The organism is Tardiphaga sp. 37S4, assembly GCF_021044645.1.
Lineage (GTDB): Bacteria > Pseudomonadota > Alphaproteobacteria > Rhizobiales > Xanthobacteraceae > Tardiphaga > Tardiphaga robiniae.
In genome coordinates, this window is record NZ_CP088008.1 from 3621751 (window position 1) to 3647351 (window position 25601).

20 protein-coding genes are annotated in these 25601 nt (G+C 61.6%); 11 read left to right on the forward strand and 9 right to left on the reverse strand.

Annotated features, from left to right (window positions below):
* Positions 1-10 precede the first annotated feature (10 nt).
* Genes treS through treY form a run of 5 tightly spaced genes read left to right on the forward strand, consistent with a single transcriptional unit; the run spans position 11 to position 12085 of the window.
* Positions 11-3310 carry a maltose alpha-D-glucosyltransferase gene (treS, locus tag LPB73_RS17305; protein WP_231077661.1) on the forward strand — a complete coding sequence of 1100 codons (3300 nt, stop codon included), beginning with the start codon at positions 11-13 and terminating at the stop codon, positions 3308-3310.
* Positions 3307-5448, forward strand: a complete 2142-nt coding sequence (glgB, locus tag LPB73_RS17310; protein WP_231077662.1) for a 1,4-alpha-glucan branching protein GlgB — start codon at positions 3307-3309, stop codon at positions 5446-5448. The genes treS and glgB overlap by 4 nt, the downstream gene beginning before the upstream one ends.
* Before the next feature lie 3 nt (positions 5449-5451).
* Positions 5452-7530, forward strand: a complete 2079-nt coding sequence (gene glgX, locus LPB73_RS17315; RefSeq protein WP_231077663.1) for a glycogen debranching protein GlgX — start codon at positions 5452-5454, stop codon at positions 7528-7530.
* Positions 7527-9293, forward strand: a complete 1767-nt coding sequence (treZ, locus tag LPB73_RS17320; RefSeq protein WP_231077664.1) for a malto-oligosyltrehalose trehalohydrolase — start codon at positions 7527-7529, stop codon at positions 9291-9293. The genes glgX and treZ overlap by 4 nt, the downstream gene beginning before the upstream one ends.
* A complete protein-coding gene (gene treY / locus LPB73_RS17325) occupies positions 9293-12085 on the forward strand; it encodes a malto-oligosyltrehalose synthase (RefSeq protein WP_231077665.1) in 2793 nt (930 codons plus the stop codon). The genes treZ and treY overlap by 1 nt, the downstream gene beginning before the upstream one ends.
* Positions 12086-12312: 227 nt before the next feature.
* Here the strand turns inward: treY and LPB73_RS17330 are convergent, their stop codons facing one another.
* Positions 12313-12624 (reverse strand): polyhydroxyalkanoic acid system family protein, encoded by a 312-nt coding sequence (locus LPB73_RS17330; protein ID WP_231077666.1) that lies wholly within the window; start codon positions 12622-12624, stop codon positions 12313-12315.
* A gap of 155 nt (positions 12625-12779) precedes the next feature.
* Between LPB73_RS17330 and LPB73_RS17335 the strand changes: the two genes are divergently transcribed.
* Positions 12780-12944 carry a DUF3309 family protein gene (locus LPB73_RS17335; protein WP_081422059.1) on the forward strand — a complete coding sequence of 55 codons (165 nt, stop codon included), beginning with the start codon at positions 12780-12782 and terminating at the stop codon, positions 12942-12944.
* Positions 12945-13051: 107 nt separating this feature from the next.
* Here LPB73_RS17335 and ligD read toward each other — a convergent pair whose 3' ends face one another.
* Positions 13052-15775, reverse strand: a complete 2724-nt coding sequence (gene ligD / locus LPB73_RS17340; protein WP_231077667.1) for a DNA ligase D — start codon at positions 15773-15775, stop codon at positions 13052-13054.
* A gap of 143 nt (positions 15776-15918) precedes the next feature.
* On the opposite strand from ligD, the gene LPB73_RS17345 reads away from it, so the two are divergent.
* Both LPB73_RS17345 and LPB73_RS17350 read left to right on the forward strand, forming a co-directional pair.
* Positions 15919-16806, forward strand: a complete 888-nt coding sequence (locus LPB73_RS17345) for a Ku protein (RefSeq protein WP_231077668.1) — start codon at positions 15919-15921, stop codon at positions 16804-16806.
* A gap of 19 nt (positions 16807-16825) precedes the next feature.
* Positions 16826-17062 carry a hypothetical protein gene (locus LPB73_RS17350; RefSeq protein ID WP_231077669.1) on the forward strand — a complete coding sequence of 79 codons (237 nt, stop codon included), beginning with the start codon at positions 16826-16828 and terminating at the stop codon, positions 17060-17062.
* Positions 17063-17210: 148 nt separating this feature from the next.
* On the opposite strand, the gene LPB73_RS17355 is transcribed toward LPB73_RS17350, so the two are convergent.
* Positions 17211-17471: a DUF6496 domain-containing protein gene (locus LPB73_RS17355; protein ID WP_256461199.1), complete on the reverse strand. Its 261-nt coding sequence runs from the start codon at positions 17469-17471 to the stop codon at positions 17211-17213.
* Between the two features lie 184 nt (positions 17472-17655).
* Between LPB73_RS17355 and LPB73_RS17360 the strand changes: the two genes are divergently transcribed.
* Both LPB73_RS17360 and dapA read left to right on the forward strand, forming a co-directional pair.
* Positions 17656-17925 (forward strand): hypothetical protein, encoded by a 270-nt coding sequence (locus tag LPB73_RS17360; RefSeq protein WP_231077671.1) that lies wholly within the window; start codon positions 17656-17658, stop codon positions 17923-17925.
* Between the two features lie 10 nt (positions 17926-17935).
* Positions 17936-18910, forward strand: a complete 975-nt coding sequence (dapA, locus tag LPB73_RS17365; RefSeq protein WP_231077672.1) for a 4-hydroxy-tetrahydrodipicolinate synthase — start codon at positions 17936-17938, stop codon at positions 18908-18910.
* Here dapA and LPB73_RS17370 read toward each other — a convergent pair.
* The 5 genes from LPB73_RS17370 to LPB73_RS17390 form a co-directional block, all read right to left on the reverse strand.
* Positions 18907-19089: a hypothetical protein gene (locus LPB73_RS17370; RefSeq protein WP_231077673.1), complete on the reverse strand. Its 183-nt coding sequence runs from the start codon at positions 19087-19089 to the stop codon at positions 18907-18909. The two genes, dapA and LPB73_RS17370, sit on opposite strands and share 4 nt — an antisense overlap.
* The gene (locus LPB73_RS17375; protein WP_199712044.1) at positions 19086-19382 is read right to left on the reverse strand and encodes a hypothetical protein; all 297 of its coding nucleotides are present in this window, start codon (positions 19380-19382) and stop codon (positions 19086-19088) included. Before LPB73_RS17375 ends, LPB73_RS17370 begins: the two co-directional genes overlap by 4 nt.
* Before the next feature lie 159 nt (positions 19383-19541).
* Positions 19542-19805, reverse strand: coding sequence for a hypothetical protein (locus LPB73_RS17380; protein ID WP_089267466.1), 264 nt, complete (start codon positions 19803-19805; stop codon positions 19542-19544).
* An 87-nt stretch (positions 19806-19892) separates the two neighbouring features.
* On the reverse strand, positions 19893-21551 hold the full coding sequence (locus LPB73_RS17385; RefSeq protein WP_231077674.1) for an OFA family MFS transporter: 1659 nt from the start codon (positions 21549-21551) through the stop codon (positions 19893-19895).
* Between the two features lie 200 nt (positions 21552-21751).
* Positions 21752-22000 carry a sulfurtransferase TusA family protein gene (locus LPB73_RS17390; RefSeq protein WP_231077675.1) on the reverse strand — a complete coding sequence of 83 codons (249 nt, stop codon included), beginning with the start codon at positions 21998-22000 and terminating at the stop codon, positions 21752-21754.
* A gap of 70 nt (positions 22001-22070) precedes the next feature.
* Here LPB73_RS17390 and mobA point away from each other — a divergent pair, with 70 nt between their 5' ends.
* Complete coding sequence (gene mobA, locus LPB73_RS17395) at positions 22071-22700, forward strand: molybdenum cofactor guanylyltransferase MobA (RefSeq protein ID WP_231077676.1); 630 nt, start codon at positions 22071-22073, stop codon at positions 22698-22700.
* 75 nt (positions 22701-22775) lie between these two features.
* Here the strand turns inward: mobA and LPB73_RS17400 are convergent, their stop codons facing one another.
* Positions 22776-25433 carry an autotransporter outer membrane beta-barrel domain-containing protein gene (locus LPB73_RS17400; protein ID WP_231077677.1) on the reverse strand — a complete coding sequence of 886 codons (2658 nt, stop codon included), beginning with the start codon at positions 25431-25433 and terminating at the stop codon, positions 22776-22778.
* Positions 25434-25601 lie beyond the last annotated feature (168 nt).

The following is a 25601-nucleotide window of genomic DNA, read 5'->3' on the forward strand; positions in this document are numbered from 1 at the left end:
AAGCGTTGACATGAACGTAATGACCGATATCGACGTTAAAGCGAAACAGCGCGCCGAGGAGATCGACAAGCTCTGGTACAAGGACGCCATCATCTATCAGCTGCATGTGAAGACATTCGCTGACAGCAACCATGACGGCATCGGCGACTTTATCGGCCTGACCGAGAAGCTGGATTACCTGCAGGATCTCGGCGTCACCACCATCTGGCTGATGCCGTTCTATCCGTCGCCTGGCCGCGACGACGGCTACGACATCGCCGACTATGGTTCGATCCATCCCGACTTCGGCACGATGAAGGACTTCAAGCGCTTCATCCACGAAGCCAAGCGCCGTGGCCTGCGCGTGATTACCGAACTCGTCATCAATCACACGTCGGACCAGCATGACTGGTTCAAGCGCGCCCGCCGCAGCCCGGCCGGCTCCAGTGCGCGCAACTGGTATGTCTGGAGCGACACCGACCAGAAATATCAGAGCACCCGGATCATCTTCACCGATACCGAAAAGTCGAACTGGACCTGGGATCCGGAGGCCAAGGCCTATTACTGGCACCGCTTCTTCTCACATCAGCCGGATTTGAATTTCGACAATCCGCGCGTCGTCTCTGCCGTGGTGCAGGTGATGAAACGCTGGCTGGATGCCGGCGTCGATGGCTTCCGTCTGGACGCGATCCCCTATCTTGTCGAGCGCGACGGCACCAATAACGAGAACCTGCCCGAGACCCACAAGGTCATCAAGCATTTGCGCGCCGAACTCGATGCCTATGCGCCGGGCAAGCTGCTGCTCGCCGAGGCCAATCAATGGCCGGAGGACGTGCAGGAATATTTCGGCAACAGCGACGAATGCCACATGGCGTATCACTTCCCGCTGATGCCGCGCATCTATATGGCGCTGGCGCAGGAGGACCGCTTCCCGATCACCGATATCATGCGGCAGACGCCGGATATTCCCGGCGACTGCCAGTGGGCGATGTTCCTGCGCAATCACGACGAGCTGACGCTGGAAATGGTCACCGACGTCGAGCGCGACTATCTGTGGTCGACCTATGCGAACGATCCGCGCGCGCGCATCAATGTCGGCATTCGCCGTCGCCTGGCGCCTTTGATGGACAACGATCGCCGCAAGATCGAGCTGCTGGACTCGTTGTTGCTGTCGTTCCCCGGGACGCCGATCATCTATTACGGCGACGAGATCGGCATGGGCGACAATATCTATCTCGGCGACCGCAACGGCGTGCGCACACCGATGCAATGGGCGCCGGACCGCAATGGCGGCTTCTCGCGCGCCGATCCCGCGCGGCTCTATGCACCGCCGATCATGGATCCGATCTATGGCTACGAGTCGGTGAACGTGGAGGCGCAGTCGCGCAGCCTATCGTCACTGCTGTCGGCGACCAAACGGCTCATTGCTGTCAGAAAATCGACGCTAGCTTTCGGTCGCGGCACCATGACCTTCATCCGTCCCGACAACCGCTCCGTTCTCGCTTATGTGCGCCAGCTCGGCGACGAAGCGATCCTCTGCGTCGCCAACCTGTCGCGCGCCGCGCAGGCCACCGAACTCGATCTATCGCCGTGGAAGGAACGCGTGCCGCTGGAAATGCTCGGCCGCACCAAATTCCCGCCGATCGGCGATCTGCCTTACATGATTACGCTGGCGCCTTATGGCTTCTATTGGTTCCAGCTGCAGCTCCGCGATGTCTCCGAACATTCGCAGCCGCCGGTGGTACCGGAATTCGAAACGCTGGTGGTGCCCCTTGGCTCGACCTGGATGACCCTCGCCCGTACGCGCGGTGTGTTCGAGCGCGACGTGCTGCCCTCCTTCCTGGCGCGCAGCCGCTGGTATCCGGAGCGACAGCCAAAGGCGATCCAGCCCGTGCTCACCGGCGCGATCCCGTTCTGCGAGATCGGCGACAACCGCCCATGGCTAGTGTTCTTCGAAACCACGCAGCGCAATGTGGCGACGCGCTATCTGCTGCCCATGCAGATCGAGTGGACCCGCTTCGACCGCGAACGCTACAATCCGAAAGCCTTTGCCGCGGTCCGTCAGGGCGCGCGCGAAGGTACCCTGCTCGACGTCGCCACCGACCACATCTTCATTGCGCTGCTGTTGCACAATTTGCGAATTTCACTGACCGTCGAAGAAGAGGGCAACCGTCTGGAATTCCGGCCGACGACCAAGCTCGCCGAAAAGCCGGCTGCGCCGCTGGAGAACATCCGTGCGGTCGAAACCGAACAGTCCAACAGCACTGCATTGGTCGACAACGACTATGTCGTGAAGATCTATCGCAAGCTGCAGGCCGGCATCAATCCGGAGATCGAGGTTAGCCGTTTCCTGACGGATATCGCCGGTTTCACCAATACGCCGGCTTTGCTTGGCAGCGTCGAACTGGTCGAGGGTGATCAGCGCACGGCCGTCGCCATCGTGCATGCCTTCGTGCAGAATCAGGGCGATGCCTGGACGGTGACATCGGCCTATCTCGACCGTTTCGCCGATGAGCAGCGTCTGCTGGCGGTGGATGACCACGCCCCGCACAGTGAAGAGCAGGTGCCGTATCTGCTCTATATGTCGCAGACCGGCCGCCGCGTCGCGGAGATGCAGATGGCGCTGGCCAGCCGCGACGACATCCCGGATTTCAAGCCGGAGCCGACGTCGCCTGACGATATCAGGCTCTGGATCAATGAAATCGTCACGCGTGCGGAGCCGGTATTTAGTGCGCTTGCCCAACGTCGCAATTCTGCAAAGGATTCGGATCGCGCGCTGATTGATCAGGTGCTGGAACTGCGCCACGGCTTGCGGGGGTGGCTGACCGAGCTGCTGCCGGAGAATATCGATGGACTGAATATCCGCCATCACGGCGATTTCCATCTCGGCCAGATGCTGATCGTCAAGGATGATATCTTTATCATCGACTTCGAGGGTGAACCGCGCAGGTCGATCGATGAGCGCCGCCGCAAGGCGCCCGCTGCGCGCGATATCGCCGGGCTCATTCGTTCGATCGATTATTCGGCAACGGCAGCGCTGGAACGCGCGCTCAAGGTCACTTCAGACGACACCGGCAAGCTGGCTGCCGCACTGGACGCCTGGCGGGAACGTGCCACCACGGCTTTCGTTGACGCCTATCGCGAGACCATGACTGATGCACGGCTGTGGCCGGCAGACGCGGGAGCCACCAAAGAAATGCTGAACTTCTTCCTCCTGGAAAAAGCGCTGTATGAAATCGAATACGAACTTGCGCATCGGCCAGATTGGCTGCGCGTGCCACTGACTGGCATCCTGCGCATTCTGAACCAGTATTCTGAGGAAGCCGTATGACCAATTTGCCCGCCGAGGCTTACGCAATTGTCGAAGGCCGCCACTCCGATCCATTTCACTATCTGGGCCCCCACAAGGAGGCCGACAAGACGGTCGTGCGTGCTTTCCTGCCCGAAGCCGTGAAGGTCGATGCCATCGACGATCACGGTGCGACGACCGCATTGGAACGCGTCCATGACGCCGGCCTGTTTGTCGGCGCACTGGCCAATGGCTCGACCAAATATCAACTGCGGGCGCGCTATGGCGACAGATCCGTCGATCTCGACGACCCTTATCGCTTTCCGCCGATCCTCACCGAATTCGATCTCTATCTGCTCGGCGAAGGTACCCATCAGCGGCTCTATGACAAGCTCGGCGCCCATCCAATGGTGCTTGAAGGCGTCAGCGGCGTCGGCTTCGTCGTGCTTGCACCCAATGCAAAGCGTGTCAGCGTGGTCGGCGATTTCAATTTCTGGGATGCGCGGCGTCATCCCATGCGCGTGCGCGGTGCCGGCTACTGGGAGCTGTTCGTTCCCGGTGCCATGCCCGGCGATCACTACAAATTCGACATCATCGGCCCGCATGGCCAGTTGACGCAAAAATCCGACCCGATGGCCTTCGCCGCCGAACTGCGGCCCTCCACAGCGTCCATCGTGCTCGACGAAACCAGGATCCCGCATCCGCGCCCTGCCCCGGATCACATCAATGCGCTGAACAAGCCGATGTCGATCTATGAGGTGCATCTGGGCTCGTGGCGCCGCAAGGGCGACAATGAATGGCTGACCTATCGTGACCTCGCGGAAACGCTGCCGCGCTATGCTCGCGATCTTGGCTTCACCCATGTGGAATTCCTGCCGGTCAACGAGCATCCGTTTGACGGCTCCTGGGGCTATCAGCCGACCGGCATGTATGCGCCGACGAGCCGCTTCGGCACGCCGGCAGAATTCGCACTGCTGATCGACGCCTGTCACGCCGAGGGGCTCGGCGTGCTGCTCGACTGGGTGCCTGGCCATTTCCCCGACGATCCGCACGGCCTCGGTAATTTCGACGGCACGGCCCTTTATGAACATGCCAACCCGCTGCAGGGCCGGCACATGGACTGGGGTACGCTGATCTACAATTACGGCCGCACCGAAGTCGTGAACTTCCTGGTGTCCAACGCGCTGTTCTGGCTCGAGCGTTACAATGTGGATGGGCTGCGCGTCGATGCCGTCGCCTCGATGCTGTATCTCGATTACAGCCGCGAAGCCGGCGCCTGGATTCCAAACAAATATGGTGGCCGCGAGAATATCGAGGCCGTCAGCTTCCTGCGCCGCTTCAACACCGAAGTCTTCGCCAAATTTCCGAATGCGACCACGGCGGCGGAGGAATCCACTGCTTGGCCGCAGGTCTCACGCCCCGTCGAATTCGGCGGGCTCGGATTCGGCTACAAGTGGAACATGGGCTGGATGCATGACACGCTGAATTACATCAGCAAGGATCCGATCTATCGCAAGTACCAACACAACGACATTCTGTTCGGGCTGCAATACGCCTTCTCGGAAAATTTCGTGTTGCCGCTCTCCCATGACGAAGTGGTGCACGGCAAGCGATCCATTTTGGGCCGGATGCCCGGCGACGACTGGCAACGGTTCGCCAATCTGCGTGCGTATTACGCCTTCATGTTCGGACATCCCGGCAAGAAGCTGATGTTCATGGGCTGCGAATTTGCCCAGGAGCGCGAATGGAATCATGACATATCGCTGGACTGGCATCTGCTCGAGCAGGACAAGCATGCTGGCATCCACTCGCTGATCCGCGATCTCAACGAGCTGTATCGCAACCAGCCGGCACTGCATGAACTCGATTGCGATCCCGCCGGCTTCGAATGGATGATCACCGACGATGCCGGCAACAACGTCTTCGCCTGGCTGCGCAAGGGCGCCAACCCGCGCACGCAATGCCTCGTGGTCGTGAACTTCTCACCGAACGTCTATCACGATTACCGCGTCCGCGTGCCGTTCACCGGCGCCTGGCGCGAGGTGTTGAATTCCGACGCCGCGCATTATGGCGGCAGCAATGTCGGCAATTCGGGCGAAGTCATTGCCAAGGGGCTTGTCCCCGAACTCAGTCTGACCCTTCCACCGCTGGCCGCACTCTTTCTCGTACCGGAATTCTAGAGCATGAGACTATCCGCCGGCATGCCCTCCCGCCTCGGCGCAAGCTGGGACGGACGGGGGACCAACTTTGCCTTGTTCTCTGCGAACGCCACCAAGGTCGAACTGTGTCTGTTCGACAGCCAGGGGCGGCGCGAGCTCGAGCGCGTCGAACTGCCCGAATATAACGAGCACGTGTTTCACGGCTATCTCAACGATGTCTCTCCGGGCCAGCTCTATGGTTATCGCGTGCATGGGCCTTATGAACCGGAGCATGGACATCGCTTCAATGCGCACAAGCTGCTGCTCGACCCCTATGCCAAGAAACTGGCCGGGCGTCTCGTCTGGAGCGATGCTCACTTCGGCTATCGCACCGGCTCGTCGCGCGAGGACCTGTCCTTCGATCGCCGCGACAATGCGCGCGGCATGCCGAAGGCCGTGGTGGTCGACGAGACCTTCAACTGGGGCCGCAAGGAAGCGCGTCCCAGCGTACCCTGGGAAGACACCATCATTTATGAGGCCCATGTCAAAGGCCTGACGCAGACCCGCAAGGACGTGCCGCCAGGGCTGCGCGGGACCTATCGCGGCCTGTCGTCACCGTCGATGATCGAGCATCTCAAACGGCTTGGCGTTACCACCATCGAGCTGCTGCCGGTGCACAGCTTCGTCGATGACCGGCGTCTAGTCGAGATGAAGCTGGTGAATTACTGGGGTTACAATACCCTCTCCTTCTTCGCCCCCGAAGCGCGCTACGGCACCGACAATCCGCTCGATGCGTTCCGCACGACGGTCGCGCGGCTGCATGATGCGGGCATCGAGGTGATGCTCGACGTGGTCTATAACCACACCGCCGAAGGCAATCATCTCGGCCCGACGCTGAGTTATCGCGGCATCGACAACGCCTCCTATTACTGGCTGATGCCGGACAATCCACGATTCTATGACGACTTCACGGGCTGCGGCAGCTCGATGAACCTTACGCATCCGCGCGTGTTGCAGATGGTGATGGATTCATTGCGCTACTGGGTTGAGGTGTGTCACGTGGATGGCTTTCGTTTCGACCTTGCAACCACGCTGGCGCGCGGGCCGAATGGCTTCGATCGCAATAGCGGTTTCCTCACCGCCATCCGGCAGGACCCTGTCCTCGCGAACGTCAAAATGGTCGCCGAGCCCTGGGATCTCGGCATGGGCGGTTATCAGGTTGGCGCGTTTCCGTCGCAGTGGTCGGAATGGAACGACAAATATCGCAGCGCCATGCGCCGCTACTGGAGCGGCGAAGGCTCGCTGATCGGCGAAGTGTCCAGTCGCATGACAGGTTCGTCAGACGTGTTCAACCATGACGGCCGCAAGCAGCGCGCTGGCATCAACCATGTCACCGTACATGACGGTTTCCCGCTAGCCGACCTGTTTGCCTATAACGAGAAGCACAACGAGGCCAATGGCGAGGACAATCGCGATGGCTCCAGCGACAATCTGAGCAACAATTTCGGCGTCGAGGGCCAGACCGATGATCCCGAGCTGCTGGCGCTGCGCCGGCAGCTGCGCAAGAACCAGCTCGCCTGTCTGTTCCTCGCGCAGGGCGTGCCGCTGCTGCTGGCCGGCGACGAGGTCGGTAATACCCAGGGCGGCAACAACAATGCCTATTGTCAGGACAACGAGATCGGCTGGGTCGGCTGGGACAATCTCGGTGATAAGGACGACGATCTCACCGACTTCATCGGCCATATGGCGCAGCTGCGACAGCGCTTTCCGCAGATCACCACGCAACGTTGGCTCGACGGTCGCCGCGCCGATGGCACCTATGGCGTGCTGTGGCTGACGCCCTCGGCCGACGAGATGACCGAGACGGACTGGGCGTTTCCAGACGGGCGCTTCCTGTCCTATGTGCTTAGCGCTTCCGGCGACAACACCAATCCGATCTTCATCGTGCTGAACGCAGCGCCCGAAGGCATTCCGTTCAAGCTGCCGAAGATGCTGGAATACAAGAACTGGCGGCAGGTGCTAAACACCGCCGACGAAAAGCTCTCCATCGCGATCCTGCCCCCCGGCAGCGACATCGATGCGCCACCGCGCTCGGTGCTTGCCTTTGCGGGGACGCCAGCATGAGCGCTCATTCGTTCGGACCACGGCTGACCGAGACAGGTGCGATCTTCCGCCTCTGGGCGCCCGCTGCGCAGCGCGTCGACGTGGTACTTGGCGATCAATCCCATCCCTTGAAGCCCGACGATGACGGCTGGTTCGCCGCCGAAGTTTCCGATGTGAAAGCCGGCGCCACCTATCGCTTCAGGATCGACGGCAAGACCGACGTGCCCGACCCCGGCTCACACTTTCAGCCGAACGATATCGCCGGCCCTTCCGAAGTGATCAACCACAAGGCCTATCCGTGGCGCGCGACCGACTGGCGCGGGCGGCCGTGGGAAGAGACCGTGCTGATTGAAACCCATGTCGGTACCTTTACGCCGCAGGGCACCTATCGCGCGATGATCGACAAGCTCGATCACCTTGTGGCGACGGGGATCACCGCGCTCGAATTGATGCCGCTGGCCGATTTCGCCGGCAAACGCAACTGGGGCTATGACGGCGTATTGTGGTACGCGCCGGACGCGATGTTCGGCCGCCCGGACGATCTGAAGGCGCTGATCGACGAGGCGCATCTGCGTGGGCTGACGGTGTTTCTGGACGTCGTCTATAACCATTTCGGCCCGGAAGGGAATTACATCGGGCAATATGCACCGTCCTTCTTCGGCGATGCGCATACGCCGTGGGGCTCGGCGATCAACTATCACCTGCCGGAGGTGCGGGCCTACGCGATCGAGAATGCCGTGGCGTGGCTGCGCGACTATCGCTTCGATGGGCTCAGGCTCGATGCTGTGCATGCGATCCCCGAACAGGGCGAGATCCCGATGCTGCACGAGCTGAGCCGCGAGGTCGGCAAGCTAGCCGCCGACACCGGCCGGCTGATCCATCTGGTGCTCGAGAACGACGACAACCGCGCCACTCTGCTCGATCCCGCCACCAACCCGCCGCGCGGCAAATATCGCGCGCAGTGGAACGACGACTACCACCATGCCTGGCACGTGCTGCTCACCGGCGAGGACAAGGGCTATTACAGCGACTACGCACCGAAGCCGCTCGATCATATCGTACGGGCGCTGGGCTCGGGCTTCGCCTATCAGGGCCAGTCGTCGGCGCATCGCGACGGCGCACCGCGCGGCGAACCATCAGGCGAACTCGCACCGGCCGCCTTCGTGAATTTCCTGCAGAACCACGACCAGATCGGTAATCGTGCGCTTGGCGATCGGCTGGAGACCTTGGCCAAGCCCGAGGCCATCGAAGCTGCGCTGGCCATTACATTGCTGGCGCCGATGGTGCCGATGCTGTTTCAGGGCGAGGAATGGGGCTCGAAGGTGCCATTCCCGTTTTTCTGCGATTTCGAAGGCGATCTCGCCAATGCCGTGCGTAATGGCCGAAAGAAAGAATTCGCCAGCGCGTACGAAAAGTATCGCGACGAGATTCCCGATCCGCTGGACGAGAGCTCGTTCCGCTCGGCCTTCGTCGATTGGGACAATCGCGAAACGACGGTGGGCAAGACGCGGCTGACGCTGGTTCGCGAGCTGCTCGCATTGCGCAAGCAGCACATCGTGCCGCGCCTCGCTGGCGCACGGTTCGGCCAGGCTGAGGCGAGCGACGACGGCTTGCTCACGGCCTTCTGGACAATGGGTGACGGCAGCAGGCTGCATCTCATGGCCAATCTTTCCGACAAGGCCGTCAACGCAGCACCGCCGAGCACAGGCACAACGATTTGGGGCAACACTACCACCGGCGTGGGGACGCCGTGGTCCGTCGTATGGCGGATCGGAGATAGATAATGGCTCCTGCGATTCCCATCGCGACCTACCGTATTCAACTCACCAAGGATTTCGATTTCGATGCCACCGCGGGCATCGTCCCCTATCTGAAGGCGCTTGGCATCACGCATCTCTATGCCTCACCCTTCATGAAATCGCGCGCCGGCTCGACCCATGGCTATGACATTGTCGATCACACCAAGCTCAATCCGGAGCTGGGCGGCGAAGAAGGTTTCGAGCGCCTGAGTGCCGTGCTGAAGGCCAACGATATCGGCCTGATCCTCGACTTTGTGCCCAATCATGTGGGCGTGCATTTCGCAGACAATCCGTGGTGGCTCGACGTGCTGGAATGGGGACAGGCCTCGCCGCACGCCGTCTCCTTCGACATCGACTGGGACACCCTGCCCTATCGCGCACGCGGCGGTCTGCTGCTACCGATCATCGGTAGCTCTTATGGCCAGGCACTGGACAACGGCGAGATCGAGCTGAAATACGACGCCGAGGAAGGCAGCTTCTCGGCCTGGTATTTCGAACATCGGCTGCCGATCGCGCCGGAGCGCTACAGCGAGATGCTGCGCACCATCGTCAAGGAAGCCGATGCCGGCAACACGCCAGCCGGCCGGGCAATCCTGACACTGGCGGCCAAGCACAAGGGCCTCCGCCATCCCAACCGGCGGGAAGCGCCGGCTTTCAAGCAGCAGCTGGCGTCGATCGACGGCGCTGCCGAGGTTATCACGCGTGGCCTCGACGCCTATCGCGCCGGGCTGGATCGGCCCGCCCAGATTCAGGCCATGCACATGCTGCTGGAGCGCCAGCACTACAAGCTCGGTCAGTGGCGCCTGGCATCGAGCGAGATCAACTACCGCCGCTTCTTCGACGTCAATACGCTCGCTGGTCTGCGTATCGAGGACACCGATACGTTCGAGGCGATCCATTCGCTGGTCAAACAGCTGATTACCGAAGACAAGCTGCAGGGGTTGCGGCTGGACCATATCGACGGCCTTCACGATCCCTCGCAATATTTCCAACGGCTGCGCCGGCTGATCCGCGAGGCGCATGGCAACAGCACCAAACCGTTTTATGTCGTGGTCGAGAAGATTCTCGGCGAGCACGAGAAGCTGGTGCCCTTCGCCGGCGTACATGGCACCACCGGCTATGAATGGCTCAATGTGATCACGCAGGTGCTGGTCCAAGAAAAAGGCCTGGAACCACTGGGCGAAACCTGGCGACAGGTGAGCAACGTCTCGCCGAAATTCGAACCGCAACTGGTGGAAGCCAAGCGCCGCGTGCTCGATACGCTGCTGCTCAGCGAATTCACCGTGCTGACGCGTCTGTTGGCACGGATCGCCAACGGGCATTATTCGACGCGCGACTTCTCCGCCGACACGCTGCGTCAGGCTTTCGAACTTTACGTGCTGCATTTCCCGGTCTATCGCACCTATCTCTCCACCGCCGGTCCATCTGCCCTCGACCGGCAACTGATCGCCACGACCATCGAGAAAGCTCGCGCCGACTGGTTCGGCGCCGATGAAGGCTTGTTCGACTTCTTGCGCGACGCTCTGACGCTGGACCTGCTGAAGCCCGGCCGCCCCGCGCATAGCAAGCCGCGGGTGCGACGCTTTGCATTGAAGGTGCAGCAGTTCACCGGGCCGACGATGGCGAAGTCGCTCGAAGACACCGCCTTCTATCGCTATCATCGCCTGCTGGCGTTCAACGAAGTTGGCGGCGAGCCGGCAGCGGAAGCGATACCTGTCACCACGTTCCACGAGATAATGATCACACGCGCGCTCGAGCGGCCGCATGGCATGACTTCGACGGCCACCCACGATACCAAGCGCGGCGAGGATGCCCGCGCGCGTTTGCTGGCGCTGGCCGAAATGCCCGGTGAATGGGCCAGTGCTGTCAGCCGCTGGAAGTTGCTGAACGCGCCGCATCTGATTGTTGACGGCGAAATGCGCGCGCCCTCAGCAGCGTTTGAGTATATGTTGTATCAGGCGCTTATCGGCGCGTGGCCGCTCGGCGGGCAGGACAATTCCTTCCTCGAGCGGATGCAGGCCTATGCGCTGAAGGCGGCGCGCGAGGGCAAGCAGGAAACGAGCTGGCTCAACCCCAACGACGCCTATGAGAAGGGTCTGCGCACGTTTCTGGAGCACATTCTCGACCCAACCCAGTCGCCGGAATTTCTTGCAGCGCTTGAGACCTTTGCCAAACGCACATCGCTGATCGGCGCGTTGAATTCACTCAGCCAGATCACGCTGAAAGCGACCATTCCCGGCATGCCGGACTTCTATCAGGGCACCGAATTCTGGGATTTCTCGCTGGTCGATCCCGATAACCGCCGCCCGGTGGATTTCGCCGAACGCGCGAAAGTGCTGAAGGCACTGCAGCAACCGGATTGGGCGGCACTGGCGCAGCACTGGGATGATGGCCACATCAAGCTCGCCTGGACGCGCGAGCTTTTGAAACGCCGCACCGAGATGGCGGCCGTCTTCACCGATGGCGATTACGAACCACTTGAAGTGACCGGACCTCATGCCGCGCACATCATCGCCTTTGCTCGGCGGCATCAGCGCGACGCGGCAATCGTCGTGATCCCACGCGCTTTTTCCGAAGCGACACAAGGCGGGCGGCATTGGCCGGAGGCGACGGCCTTCGACGCGACAGTGATCGCGCCCGGCTACCTCGTTGAAGGTTCTGCGCAGAAGAACGGCGCGATCCAGCTCTCCGTTGCCAAGCTCTTCAGGCAGCTTCCGATGGCGATCGTGAAGGCACATGCCGCGCCGAAACGCATTCGCCCGACGCGTTTGCGATAGCACACGACAAGGCCGTCCGGGATCAACGGCCGGACGGCCTGGCGGATGTCGTGCCGACTCGAGAAAGGTCGTTCCCTTCCTCCGCGTGCTCAAAGCTTTTCATCAAATTGTTTGCGAGTGGTTTACGATCAAACTCGCGTGCGCCGCACTATCGCACGGCATTTTTATGTTGCACAGCAACAGACATTGAAGATGCGTGAGATTTTCTGCACGCCGCAATCGCCGCTTCAACTCTTTTTCGTGAGCAGCAGATTTCCGCGCGATTTGATCGCTGCCTGCGCCACCTCGGCGAAGCGCTGCAGGAGCCAGGGCAGCACCACTTCGACGGTGACATGATCCTCGGCAACATCGACATGACCGGACGCCGCCTGCCCCATGGCACGGACGCGGAAGATCATCCGGTCGCCGTCCCAGCGCTCCTCGTCAACTTTCAACATTGGTACATTAGTTGTTGCCCGTGTCAGTCCTGTCTTGAGCCGGCGCGCAGCTTCCTCGCGGCCGAGGCTGTGCGGAATGGAAACGACGAGCGGTGCAGACATCTCATGATCCTTTGTTAGCTCACACGGATGTAAGCGCGATTTCGCCCGACGGTAGTCGTAATCAAAGTTTCACTCATGGAACCTTGGGGATGCCTGCGCGTTTTTATCGCATGAAGGCAGCAGGCTTGTCCGTCTGCCAGGCTGAGGAGAAATCCATGTCCATTGGTACTATCATTCTGATCATTCTGATTATCGCCTTGCTTGGTGGTTTCAGCGGTATCGGCGGCGGTCCGTTCTACGGCACCGGCTATTACGGCGGCGGCGGTCTCGGCCTCATCGTGGTAATTCTGCTGATCCTCCTGCTGCTTGGTAAGCTGTAAGAGCGGATGTTGATTTCAAGGCGCGCGATCCGGAAGGATCGCGCGCTTTTCCATGTGCGTACGCTCTCACCGTCATCACCCGCGAAGGCGAGTGATGACGGTGAGCGTCATTTCATTTTCCCGATCGCCGACTTGATCGACGACGCAGCATCCTCGTAACCCGCCCACGCCTTGCTCTTCGCCATTAGCGACGGGACGCTGCGCACAGTGAAATTCTTCGGATCCAGATCTTTGCGCAGCTGTGGCCATGTCAGCGGCATCGACACCGTGGCCCCCTTTCGCGCTCGCGGCGACAACACCGAGACCGCGGTCGACATCCGGTCGTTGCGCAGATAATCGAGGAAAATCTTTCCACCACGCAGCTTCTTCGACATGTTGAGGAGGTAGCGCTTGGGGTCGTCACTGGCCATCTGCTGGCACACGGCCTGCGCAAAAGTCTTCGCCGTTTTCCAGTCGACCTTGTCCTTCGCGCCGTGCAGCAGCGGTGCCACCACATGCAGGCCCTTGCCACCGGTCGTCTTGCAGAAACTCTCCATGCCGAGGCTCGAGAGCCGTTCGCGCATCTCGCGTGCCGCATCCACGACGGCAATGAACTCCACATCAGGCGCCGGGTCGAGATCGAACACCAGACGCCCCGGTGTATCCGGAGCATCAGGCGCGCAATTCCACGGATGCAGTTCGAGCCCGCCGATCTGCGCGACGGCCGCAAGACCCTCGACCCGATCGATCTGCAAGTAAGGCTTGCGGTCACCGGAGACTTTCACGAGTTCGAGCAGGTTGGATGTCCCCGGCATGGCGTGGCGCTGGAAGAACTGCTGCCCGTCGATGCCGTCGGGCGCGCGCACGATCGAACACGGGCGGCCCTTGAGATAGTCCATCATCCAATCGCCCACGGCCTCGAAATATACCGCGAGATCGCGCTTGGTGACCGGCTCGCCATCGCCGGCATCTGGCCATAGCTCCTTGTCAGGCTTGGAGATCGATACGCCCATGACAACGGCATTACCTGCCGCAGCTTTTGCGGGCGCGGTTTTTCTTGCGGAGCTTTTGGCAGTCTTCTTCGCGCTGCGCTTCGGCGTCGGCTCGGCAAGTTCGGTCTTCTTGGGAGTCTCGGCCTCGACCTCATCGGCCGCCTTGTCCTGCCGCAGCCCCTTGAATGACGCCTGACGCACCATGCCCGCGCCGGTGAAGCCTGCGAATTCGATCTCGGCCACCAGTTCGGGCTTGAGCCAGTGCACGTCCCGGCCACCCGGCGGCGTCTCCTTGCCGCCGAACGGGCTGGTCTTCGCCGCCGCTTTCTTCAATGCCGGCATGATGCGCGTGACCTTGTCCTGGCCGAAGCCGGTGCCGACGATGCCGACATAGGCCAGATGATCGCCTCTGTTGACGCCGACCATCAGCGACCGGAACTTGCCGGCATTACTCTTCCATCCGCCGATCACGACCTCATGACCGGCCCGGCATTTGGCCTTGGTCCAGTTTTGCGAGCGGCCGGACATATAGGGCTCCGACAGCTTCTTGGAGACGATGCCTTCCAGTGACAGTTTGCAGGCCGACTGCAGAATGGCGTCACCACCAGTCTCGAAATGATCGACATAGCGGATCAGGCTTTCCTTGCGACGGCCGCGGGCTTTGTCGAGTAGCGCCTTCAATCGCTCCTTGCGCTCGCCAAGCGGCAGCTTCCGCAGATCTTCGCCTTCGGCGAACAGAAGGTCGAACGCGAAAAAAATAAGCGTATCGGTCTCGTCATCCGACAGCGCCGCCTGCAGCGCCGCGAAATCCGGCGCGCCATGAGCGTCAAGGCCGACGATCTCGCCATCGATGATAGCGTCCGGCAGGCCGGTGGCTTCCCTGGCGATGGCCTGAAACTTCTCCGTCCAGTCGAGCCCCTTGCGTGTCTTCAGGGTGGCCTCGCCGTCTTCGACGCGGAGTTGCACGCGATAGCCGTCGAACTTGATTTCATGCGCCCAGCCATCCGCGGAGGGCGGCCGATCCACAACGGTACAAAGTTGAGGCGCGACGAAACCAGGCATCTTCGCGACCTTGGCCGGCTTCGCCGATGGTTTGGCCGCCTTCCTTTTCACGGCATTTTTGCCTGCAGCTTTCTCGGTCCTCGCCCCCCCTACATCAGCCTTGGTCTTGCCGCCCCTATTAGCGCGCGCATCGGCAGCACTGCCCTCGCTGGAATCCCAGATAGCATCGGGTTTGATCTTTGCCGTTTTCGCGATCATGAACGGTTTCGGCGCCTTCCCTTTTCCTGAGGCGATGGCGCTCATGGTCCGGCCGGACGCCACCGACTTGTCATCGTCGAGGATGGTGTTGGCCTTGCCTTCCATCACGAAGTCGTCGCGATGCTTGATCAGAAGCCAGTTGGTCCGCTTGCCGCCATTGCGGTCATGCTTCATGCGCACCAGCACGAAGCCGCCATGCAGCTTCTCGCCGTCCAGCGTGAATTTCAGGTCGCCCTTCTTGAGGCCCTTGTCCGGATCGTCGCTCTCCCAATAGCCACGGTCCCACAGCTGCACCGTGCCGCCGCCGTATTGTCCGCGGGGAATCGTGCCTTCGAAATCGCCGTAGTCCAGCGGATGGTCCTCGACCTCGACAGCGAGGCGCTTGTCGGCAGGGTCCATCGATGGCCCGCGCGTGACGGCCCACGACTTGAACACCCCGTCCATCTCCAGCCGCAGATCGTAATGCAGCCGCGTGGCATCGTGTTTCTGGATCACGAAGCGGCGGCGCTTCGCCGGCGCGACCACGATCTGGCCGGAGGGCTCCTTGGTGAGCGCGAAATCACGTTTCCGGCGGTAGATCTGAAGCTGCTTGTCGGCCACACCGTCCCCCACTCACCGCATTGGGCGCATGATCCGGCCCGGAACCAAAACCGGCAACTGCCGTTGAAGTTCCTGGAAATCCACGCCAGCGCAATACTTTGCGGTCTGCGCGCTTCATTTGTAGATCGAGTTGGAGGACGAGTATGGCCCCGCCCCGCGCCTATTGGAAAGGCTCTCTCAAGCTGTCGCTCGTCACCTGCCCGGTGGTGCTGTATCCGGCCGCGACCTCGGTCGAGAAAACCAAATTTCACATGATCAACCGCGAGACCGGCAACCGGCTCAAGCAGCAGATGGTGGATGCCGAGACTGGCGACGTCGTGGAGAAGGAGCAGAAGGGCCGCGGCTACGAGATCAGCAAGGGCGAATATGTCGAAATCGAGAAGGAAGAGCTCGAGGCCGTGCAGATCGAGAGCAATCACACCATCGATATCGACAACTTCGTGCCGCGCGACGAGATCGACCGGCGCTATCTGAACAACCCCTATTACATCGCGCCCGACGGCAAGGCAGGCGCCGATGCGTTCGCCGTGATCCGCGATGCCATGAAGGACAAGAACCGCGTGGCGCTGGCGCGCATCGTGCTCACCAATCGGGAGCACATCATCGCCATCGAGCCGCTCGGCAAGGGCCTGCTCGGCACCACGCTGCGCTTCCCCTATGAGGTGCGTGACGAGGAGGACTATTTCGACGATATCAAGTCGCCGAAGATCTCCAAGGACATGATCGACCTTGCGGTGCATATCCTCGACAGCAAGGCGTCGCATTTCGATCCCAGCAGGTTCAAGGATGAATATGAGACCGCGCTGAAGACGCTGGTGAAGCGCAAGGCCGCGGGCAAGCCGGTGAAGGTCGTCGAGAAGGAGGAGAAGCCGGACAACGTCATCAACCTCATGGATGCGCTGAAGGCGAGCCTCAAGGGTGGCAAGGGCAAGTCGACCAAACGCGCTTCGTCGTCACGACCGCATGTAGCACGCAAGCGTCCGGCCAAGAAGGCCGCGCGGTCATCGGCGCGGCACCGCAAGGCAAGCTGAGCGCATGAAGATTTTGGGAATGATCATAGGCCTCGCGGTGATGCCGACCGTGGCAGCGCAGACGCAGCAGCTACAGACAAGGGAATGCAACGCCTCGAATATCGCCTTCGTCGCCGAAGCCATCGCCAAGATGGCCGACGGCAAGCAAAAGAAGACCGCTTCCGACGAGATCGGCCTGGCCAGCGAAGCAATGGCGGAGGGCAAGGACGATGAATGTAAGGACCACCTGCTGAAGGCGACGCTGCAGACCAAGTGAGGCGATGCCGCTTCGGTCGAAACTGTCATGGCCGGGCTTGTCCCGGCCATCTACGTCTTTTCTCTCCCCAAGACGTGGATGCCCGGGACAAGCCCGGGCATGACGAAGATTGGTTCATATGCGTCGATCAACGTACATCGGCGCAGCCTCAGGCCTTCGTCGACTTCCGGGATTTTTTGGCCGCTTTCTTTTTCCCCGCCGTCTTCCTGCTGGCTTTCTTCACCGTCTTTTTCTTCGGCGCCTTCGGCACCTTCTTGCCCTCGGCGCGAGCCTCGGACAGGCCGATAGCGATCGCTTGTTTGCGGCTGGTCACCTTCTTTTTCGAACGACCACTTCTCAGCGTGCCGGCCTTGCGCTTCTTCATGGCCCGCGCGACCTTCGCGGCGGCCTTCTTGGAATATTTCGCCATTCCATGCTCCCGTTGTGATCGAAACGATCAATCGTCATCATCGGTGATGGTTCCGCGTGGGTGATGTGCGAACGGACGCACTTATGAAATCCCTATAACGCAGCACCGCATCTCATCTCGTTTTCAAACGAGCGGCCGATCATCTTGCAGCCATTCGCTCAAGCGAATGAACTGGAGACTGCAAGTGATCACCATCGAACCTCCCTCGTGTAGCTCATCCCTCGTTTTCATCGGCAAGAACGGCCGCGGCCAGTGGGTCGCGCAGGAACAAAACGGCCTATTCGGCGGGTTATTCGTCAGCCGCGCGAATGCCGTGCGTTATGCTCTGTTCGAGAACGGCCATCGCCCCGAAGCTATCATCGAGATGGCGGGCCTCATCGAACTCGATATGAACGCCCTGCCTTTCACGGCAGCAACCTCCGTCGAACGGTTACAACAACGGCGCGTCGCCTGAGCTTCCCGCCATGTCCACAGTTGCTCTTCGGGTTCACGCCCTCCCGCAAGCTCATGCCTCCCATCACGCCAACGACTGGCTGCACGGCATCATCGCCGACGTGCCGACGCCGTTCGACGCGCATGGTGCGCTTGATCTCCTCACTTTCGCGCGGTTGTGCGAGCGTCAGGTCTGTGCCGGCGCTAGTACCATCGTCGTCGGTGCGACCACTGGCGAAGCCGACACGCTCACCTCGAACGAGCGCGCCACGCTGATCCGGACTGCCGCCGGCGTCGCCCGCGGGCGCATCCACGTCATTGCCGGCGCGGGATCGAACTGCACCAGCCGCGCCATTGAATCGACGCGGCTGGCATGGGCCGCCGGCGCCGATGCCGTCATCTCGGTCGTGCCGTACTACAACCGCCCGACAGCAAGTGGCATCGCAGCGCATTTCCGTGCGATCCTGGAGGCGACATTGCTGCCGGTCATTGTGCATGACGCACCGTCGCGTTGTGCCCGTGAGCTGACCGACGACACGCTCATCGGTCTCGCCGCCTCGCCACGATTGATAGGCCTGCGCGACGACACCGGCGACGCCGGGCGACTGGCGCGATTGCGGCCGCTGCTGCCAGCGGGTTTCCGGATGCTGACGGGACAGGACACCGCAGCCCTGCCTTATCTGCTGCTCGGCGGCGACGGCGTTGTCTCCGCGATGGCCAATGTGGCGCCGCAGCTCTGCCGCGGCATGTATTACGCGGCCCGCCAGGGATGCCCGCGCTATGCGACGACCATCTCCGACATGCTGGCGCCGCTCGCAGCAGCTCTGCCGCCGGACCAGGTTACATCGGCGGTGAAATATGCATTGACCTTGCGGGGCCTGGGGAGTGCCGCCGTGCGCCTGCCGCTGATCGAGCTTACAGATGCCGAGCAGCAGCAGGTACACACCGCGATGGACGCGATCTGGGCACAGCCCGACGACGCGCCGCCCCTGCGCCGCGCCCGCTAGGCTTGCGGGCGCTCGTTCTTCTCACGACATTTCGGGCCGGGTCCGCGCATATAATGCGCGGCCGGCCGATAGACAGCAGGTCCAATGACGAAACGCCATAGCCGGGCGAGAATGCCCGGCATGATGGTCGCATAGGAGGCGATACGCGCGAACAGCGCTGCAGAACGGTCTTCCCTCATGGCACGCTCCGGCGATCCGGAAGCACCGGCGTATCGGCGGCGCGCACACGGACCCGCGCAAGTTCACGCCGCGCGCGGCGCATCTTGTCGGCCACCAGCGCCATGTGGATGGCGGCGAAGAAGCCCTTGATGTGGTTACGCGTCAGCCTGATGGCTACGCAAAGCCGTTTCCATTGGATATCGCCTGAGTGATGGACGATCGGCGGCTGATTGCGGCTGATGAGGTAGCTGCGATAGGCGCTGTCGGCCGAGAAATCGTGCAGCTGCGTATCGCGATTGTAGAACATCGTCATGGTCGTTGTCCGTCTTCTCAAATCCCTGGCGCATGAGCGCGTCGGGATGATGAGAAGATGCGGACGTCGCCATATGAAATCGAGACGGGCAGCCGCGCCTGTTCATAGGCGCGGCATAAAGATCAGGAGGCTGGAACTGCCGGAAAGACCAGCGCTCGCTCAGCTCTTGGCCATGCAGTCTTCGATGTAGAACCAGCGGTCGTCGCCGGCGAGACCCTTGACCTTGACGTCCTTGCGGCAGGCCTTGAGCTTGCCCTTGTTGGCGCTCCACTTCGCCTTCATGTCCTTCAGACTCTGCTTGTTCAGCTTCATCTTGGCGGGCGCAGCAGGGGTTGCCGGCGTCGCAGGCGCCTGTGCCGAAGCAACGCCCATTGAAGTCACAACGAACAGTGCGGCCAAGAGGCCCGTAGTGATGCGTGTCATCGTTATCCCCGAATGTGCTTGTTTTGAAGATTGTTCGTCAGATGTGAAATGGGACCGGAAGCTTCCGCTGCCGGTCCCGCGCAGGTTTTACTGGAAGATGCGCGCGGCGCTCTGCAGCGTCAGCCAGACGCCCCAGCACAGCGGGACACCGACGAAAGCCCAGAAGGCAATGGCGGCGCCGTCGAAACCGCCCTTGCCAATGCCATAGGAGCCTCCACCGGCCGACGCCGCCTCGGCGCCCTTGGCCTGCAACTTCGCGACTTCTTCGGGCTTCATAAACCAATGCGGCGCCAGTGGCTTCACCAGCATGTTGCAGATCAGTCCCAGCACCAGCATGCCGGCGAGGATGTACATCGTGAAGTCATAGACCTGCGCCCGCGGCACGCCGGCAGCGATCTGGAATTCACGGATGTAGTTCACCACCACCGGACCGACGATGCCCGCAGTCGCCCAGGCCGTCAGCAACCGGCCGTGGATCGCGCCGACGAACTGGGTGCCGAAGATGTCGGCGAGATAGGCCGGGATGGTCGCGAAGCCGCCGCCATACATCGAGAGGATGATGCCGAAGGCCAGCACGAACAGAACCTTGCTGCCCATCGCCGCGAAGGTCGGCACCAGTGCATAGAGCACGATGCCGAGAATAAAGAACGTGTAGTAGGTGTTCTTGCGGCCGAGCTTGTCCGACAAAGACGCCCAGAAGAAGCGGCCGCCGATGTTGAACAGCGAGATCAGACCCGCGAAGCCGGCGGCGATGCCGGCGATCGCCGTTTTCTGTGCAGCCGAGAGCTGGCTGAAGGAGAGGTCAGGCGCACCGATCAGCTTGCCCGCAAAGATTTCCTGCAGCATCGGCGAGGCCATGCCAATGACGCCGATGCCCGCCGACACGTTCAGGCAGAGCACGCCCCAGATCAGCCAGAACTGCTTGGTCTTGTGCGCATTGTCGAGATGTACGTGGCCGGTGGTGATCATCGCATTCGCCGTAGCCGGCGGGGTCCAGCCTTCCGGCTTCCAGTTCGGTGGCGTGATGCGATAGGAGAACGCGCCAATGGTCATGAACACAAAATAGATCACGCCCATGGCGAGGAAGGTCTGCCAGACGCCGACATCGGTCGGGGTCTTGAAATAGTTCATCAAGAGGTTGGCGAGCGGCGAGCCGATCATCGCACCGCCGCCGAAGCCCATGATGGCCATGCCTGTGGCCATGCCGCGACGATCCGGAAACCACTTCACCAGCGTCGACACCGGCGAGATGTAGCCGAGGCCGAGACCAACACCGCCGATCACGCCGGAGCCGATCCACAGCAGCCAGAGCTGATGCGTGTAGACGCCGATCGAACCGAGCACGAGACCGCCGCACCAGCACATCGCCGAGACGAAGCCGGCCTTGCGCGGCCCGACGCGCTCGAGCCAGCCGCCCCAGATGGCAGCGGAAACGCCCAGCAGCACGAAGAACAGCGTGTACATCCAGCCGAGGCTGGCGACCTTCCAATTACAGGTGGTGGTGAACAGCTCGGTGGCGAGGCTCATGCCATCGCACACTTCCTTCGACGCAGGTGTCGTGATCGCTTGCGACAGCGGCAGCCAGAACACGCTGAAGCCGTAGGCCATGCCGATACAGAGATGAATACAGAGTGCAGCAGGTGGAACCAGCCACCGGTTGAAGCCGGCGGTCGCAATGATGCGTTCGCGTTCCAGCAATCCTGGCTTGGTGCCAGACAGTGTTCCGGCGTTGCCCACACTTGTCATGAAAGTTCTCCCCTGCAGCCGACCCTTCTGAGCCGGTCTACGATTTGAAAAAGTCGCTTCGTCAATTCCCCTGCGGCGCGCGGACAAAGATTCACGCACGCTCGCACTTTAGAACAGGGCCAGAAGCGACTGCGGGAGTCGATAGTCCAAAGGTATCAGGAGCGAAAATTTATCAATGATTTCCACTGCATCGCAGCAATTCAATCGTGATTTGCAATCGCAGCATTTCGTTTTTCGATGAAGAAAACGATCACATCGCCGCTGCGTTCGGAGGTCTCGATCTGATCGCCGCTTTGCTGAATCAACGCAGGGATGTCGATCACCGCGAGGGGGTCCGTGCAGTGGACTTCGAGCCGGTCGCCCACCGACAGTGCCTTCATCGCCTTGCGCGTCATCAGCGCCGGCAACGGGCATTTCAATCCGGTCAGGTCGAGCTTGGTCACAGGCATCGCGCGGTTCCACTTGGTGCAACTGCGTTATATCGGGCTGGCATCAAATGTCATATGCAGCGGTATGGCGATGACGAACACATATCCGGCCACTCCGGGCGTGCTTCTCGCGGGCGGTCTCGCGCGCCGGATGGGCGGCGGCGACAAGCCGATGCGCGAGATCGGTGGCCGCAGCATCCTGGCCCGTGTGATCGCGCGCATCGCGCCGCAATGCGACGGACTGGTGCTAAACGCCAATGGTGATCCCGCGCGATTTGCGTCCTTCGGTCTGCCGGTGATTGCCGACGACGTCGCGGATTTTCCCGGCCCCCTCGCCGGCATTCTCGCAGGTCTGGAATGGACAGCTGCCAACCGGACGGACGTCACATGGATGCTCAGCGTCGCCGGCGACTGCCCGTTCCTGCCGCGCGACCTCGTCTTGCGTTTGCATCACGCCCGCACCACGGAGAATGCGCAGCTTGCCGTCGCCTCGTCCGTAGGACAGTCGCACCCCGTCGTCGGCTTGTGGGATATCTCCCTGCGCCATGAGTTACGGCACGCGCTCGTCAACGAGGACATCCGCAAGGTCGGCCGCTGGACGTCCCGCTACAGACTCGCAACCGTCGAATGGCCGACCGATCCCATCGATCCGTTCTTCAATGCCAATACGATGGACGACATCGCGGAAGCCGAGCGGCTTGCGGAGCTGGATGACAACTAGCGACGTATCGCCATTTGGAATGGCATCGACCCGAGAAGCGGCCGTCAGGCCACCTCTCGAAGTGATGCGATCGCGTCAGAACCTGACAGCGAAATTGCCTCGCAAGGTCTGGTCGGTGACACCGGAGCCGAACTGTCCGCCATAGGTGAGACCGAGCACGGCGTTTGGTGTGACGTTGACGTCAAGGCCAAGGTCAGCGACCGCGCCGTTCCTGGCGATCGGTACACCGGCGATGGCAAAGGGCGATCCACCGGCGAAAGCCATCGTCGAGGTCGGCGTGACATCACCAAAGGCATGACGCCAGCCGAGCATGCCGCGCGCCGTCGCGGTCATGCCGTTGCCGAGATCAAAGCCGGTCGACGCCCGAAGCCCCAGCGTCGTGAAGATGACGCCAGTGGTATCGCCCCGGCTGGTGAGCGCGGCGGCGCCGCCCTTCTCGGTGAAACCATCGGTCGACAGATTCACATAAGCGAGATTGGCGAAAGGCTCGAAAGCCAGATGGCCAAGCGGCGTCCGCCCTGCCCTGATGCGATAGCCGAACTCGCCGAAGGTTTGCGTGGTGCCGGCGCTGTAGTCGCTCCTCAGCAGTTCGGCGACGCCCGGAAATCCCACCGAGCGATTGATCGAGAGATCGTGCCGCGTATAGGCAAGACCGGAGCGGAAAGCGAGATCGCCCCACTGCGTGCCGCCATAAAGGCCGCCATGGTAGTTGTCGCTGGCGCCGGAAGAGCTGCGACCGGCGACGCGGAAACTCGATCGGCTGTAGCCGCCGATTGCACCGACGCGCCATCCATCGACGAACGGCGCATCGGCACCGACCATGAAGCCGCCGATATCGCGCTTGACGGTTGCAGCATTGCCGTCGCCGTTCCACTGCCCCCAGGAGCCGAAGCCGCGGCCCCAAACCGCAATGCCGTCGGTGGCGGCTGGTGCAAGCACGGGGCGGCCGTTGACATAGGTCGTGACCGGCGCGGCAGCCGCGCCGACGCCGTCAAACGCAGCGCGCAGCCGATCGATCGCTGCCTCGCGCAGGAAGCGGCTATCCTCGATCATGACGCCCTTGACCGAGGCATGCACCTCGCCAGAGATCTGGTCGAAGGCCCCGCGGGCCTGCACCACATCGAGCTGCACCAGTGCGCCCACCAATGGACTGCCAACCGGTAGACTATCTGCTCCTCCACCAGCCGCGATCTGATTGCGGGTCGATCCGACCGAGGCGAAGGTGACGTTGCTGCGGCTGACGCCAAGATAGACGTTGGTTGCATCGTAGGTCAGGCCGTAGGCCAGGAACGGCGTCACCGTCGCTCCGCTGGCGCTGGCGAAAGTGCCATTGATGCCGCCGGCTGCCGTCAGGATCGTAAACTGGCTCCCGAGAGGCGCGGCACCGGAGGCGACGATTGTGCCACCGTTCAGCGTCGCGCTTCCTGTCGCTGCAATTTTATCCGACTGCCCGGCTGCATTGGTCTCCACCTGATAGATCGATCCCGCTGCAAACGTCACATTGCCATTGACGTTCAACGTACCGATCGAATTGCCGGGCCCGACGATGCCGCCACTATTGGCCGCGATGCCGCCGACCGTGCCCGTGCCGCCCAGGATGCCGCCGCCCGACACCGTCACTACCGAATTGGCGAGCGAGCCGTTCACGGCCAGCCGCCCACCGGTCACGCTGGTCGCGCCGGAGAAGCCGCCCGAATCGCCCGTGAGGATAGTTGTGCCGGCAAGCTGGTTGATCGATCCGGGCCCACTGATATCCGGGGCAAAAGTATAGCCGGTGCTGGTATGATTGAAATTGATCGCGCCGGTCCCGTTGCCGAAAAAGACAGACGCACTATCGAGCGTGCCCGGCGCGGTCGCCGCCGCTCCGGTGCCGCCGCCGATATTGAGCGTACCCACCGAGCCTGCTTGAAAGCCAAGAAGCACATTGCCGCTGACCGATACGACACCACCATTTGCAATCGTGAGCGTGCCGTTTCCCATTTGACCGATAGCGAGGCCATTATTGGCGACGATCAAATGGGAGCCCGGACCTGTGACCGTTGCCGTGCCAACCGAACCTGCGGCCTGCCCTATATAGCTCGTCCATGTTGTACCAACGACCGTGCCGCCGTTCGAAACCATCAGCGTGCCTGTTCCACCGTTACCGACAACAAAATCGCTGGCGGTCAAAATCGAACCTGCACCATCGACGGTCGCCGCCCCGGAACCACCAAAGTGATCTCCGATAGAGAACTCCCACACTGAGGTGTCGACGGCCGCACCGTTCAGGATATTCAGCGTGCCGGCGCCACGATAGCCGACCACCATTCCCTCAGCATTCCAGACCGAGCCCGCGCCCGTAACGGTCGCAGTGCCAACCGAGCCGAACAGATTGCCGAGGAAGGCCTGACCGCCCGCCAGGGTGCCGCCGTTCGAAATTGTCAGCATGCCGGTATTATTCAGGCCGATATTCGTTGTGCCGGCCGCCGCCGTCCCGCCGCTGATCAGCGTCGCATTGGGGCCGGTGGTGTTGATCACGACCGATTGGACTGACGTCGGGATCGCGTTGAGATCCCAATTTCCGGGTGTGTACCAGTTCGTGGATATCGTCCCCGTCCAATCGACCGCCATGGCCGGAGCGGGCAAGGCAATGCACACAAGCGCCACGCAGCCAATCGCGAGCGCCAGATGACTGGCATTCGTCAGGTATCGCCGGGATCTCTCGATGGTGCTGGTCGTCGAACGTGGAGACATATATTCCCTCTTGCGAACCGGTAGCCGTGCACCAGAAGTCGCATTGCTGCGAGGCGCTGTCTTGGGCTGGAATGCAGAGGAATTGTCCTGGAGAGAGACGCGTTGCTTTCCCGAACGGTGTGCCCGTCAGGCAACGCTTGATCGGTTAACAGCGCCAATCGTCATTGC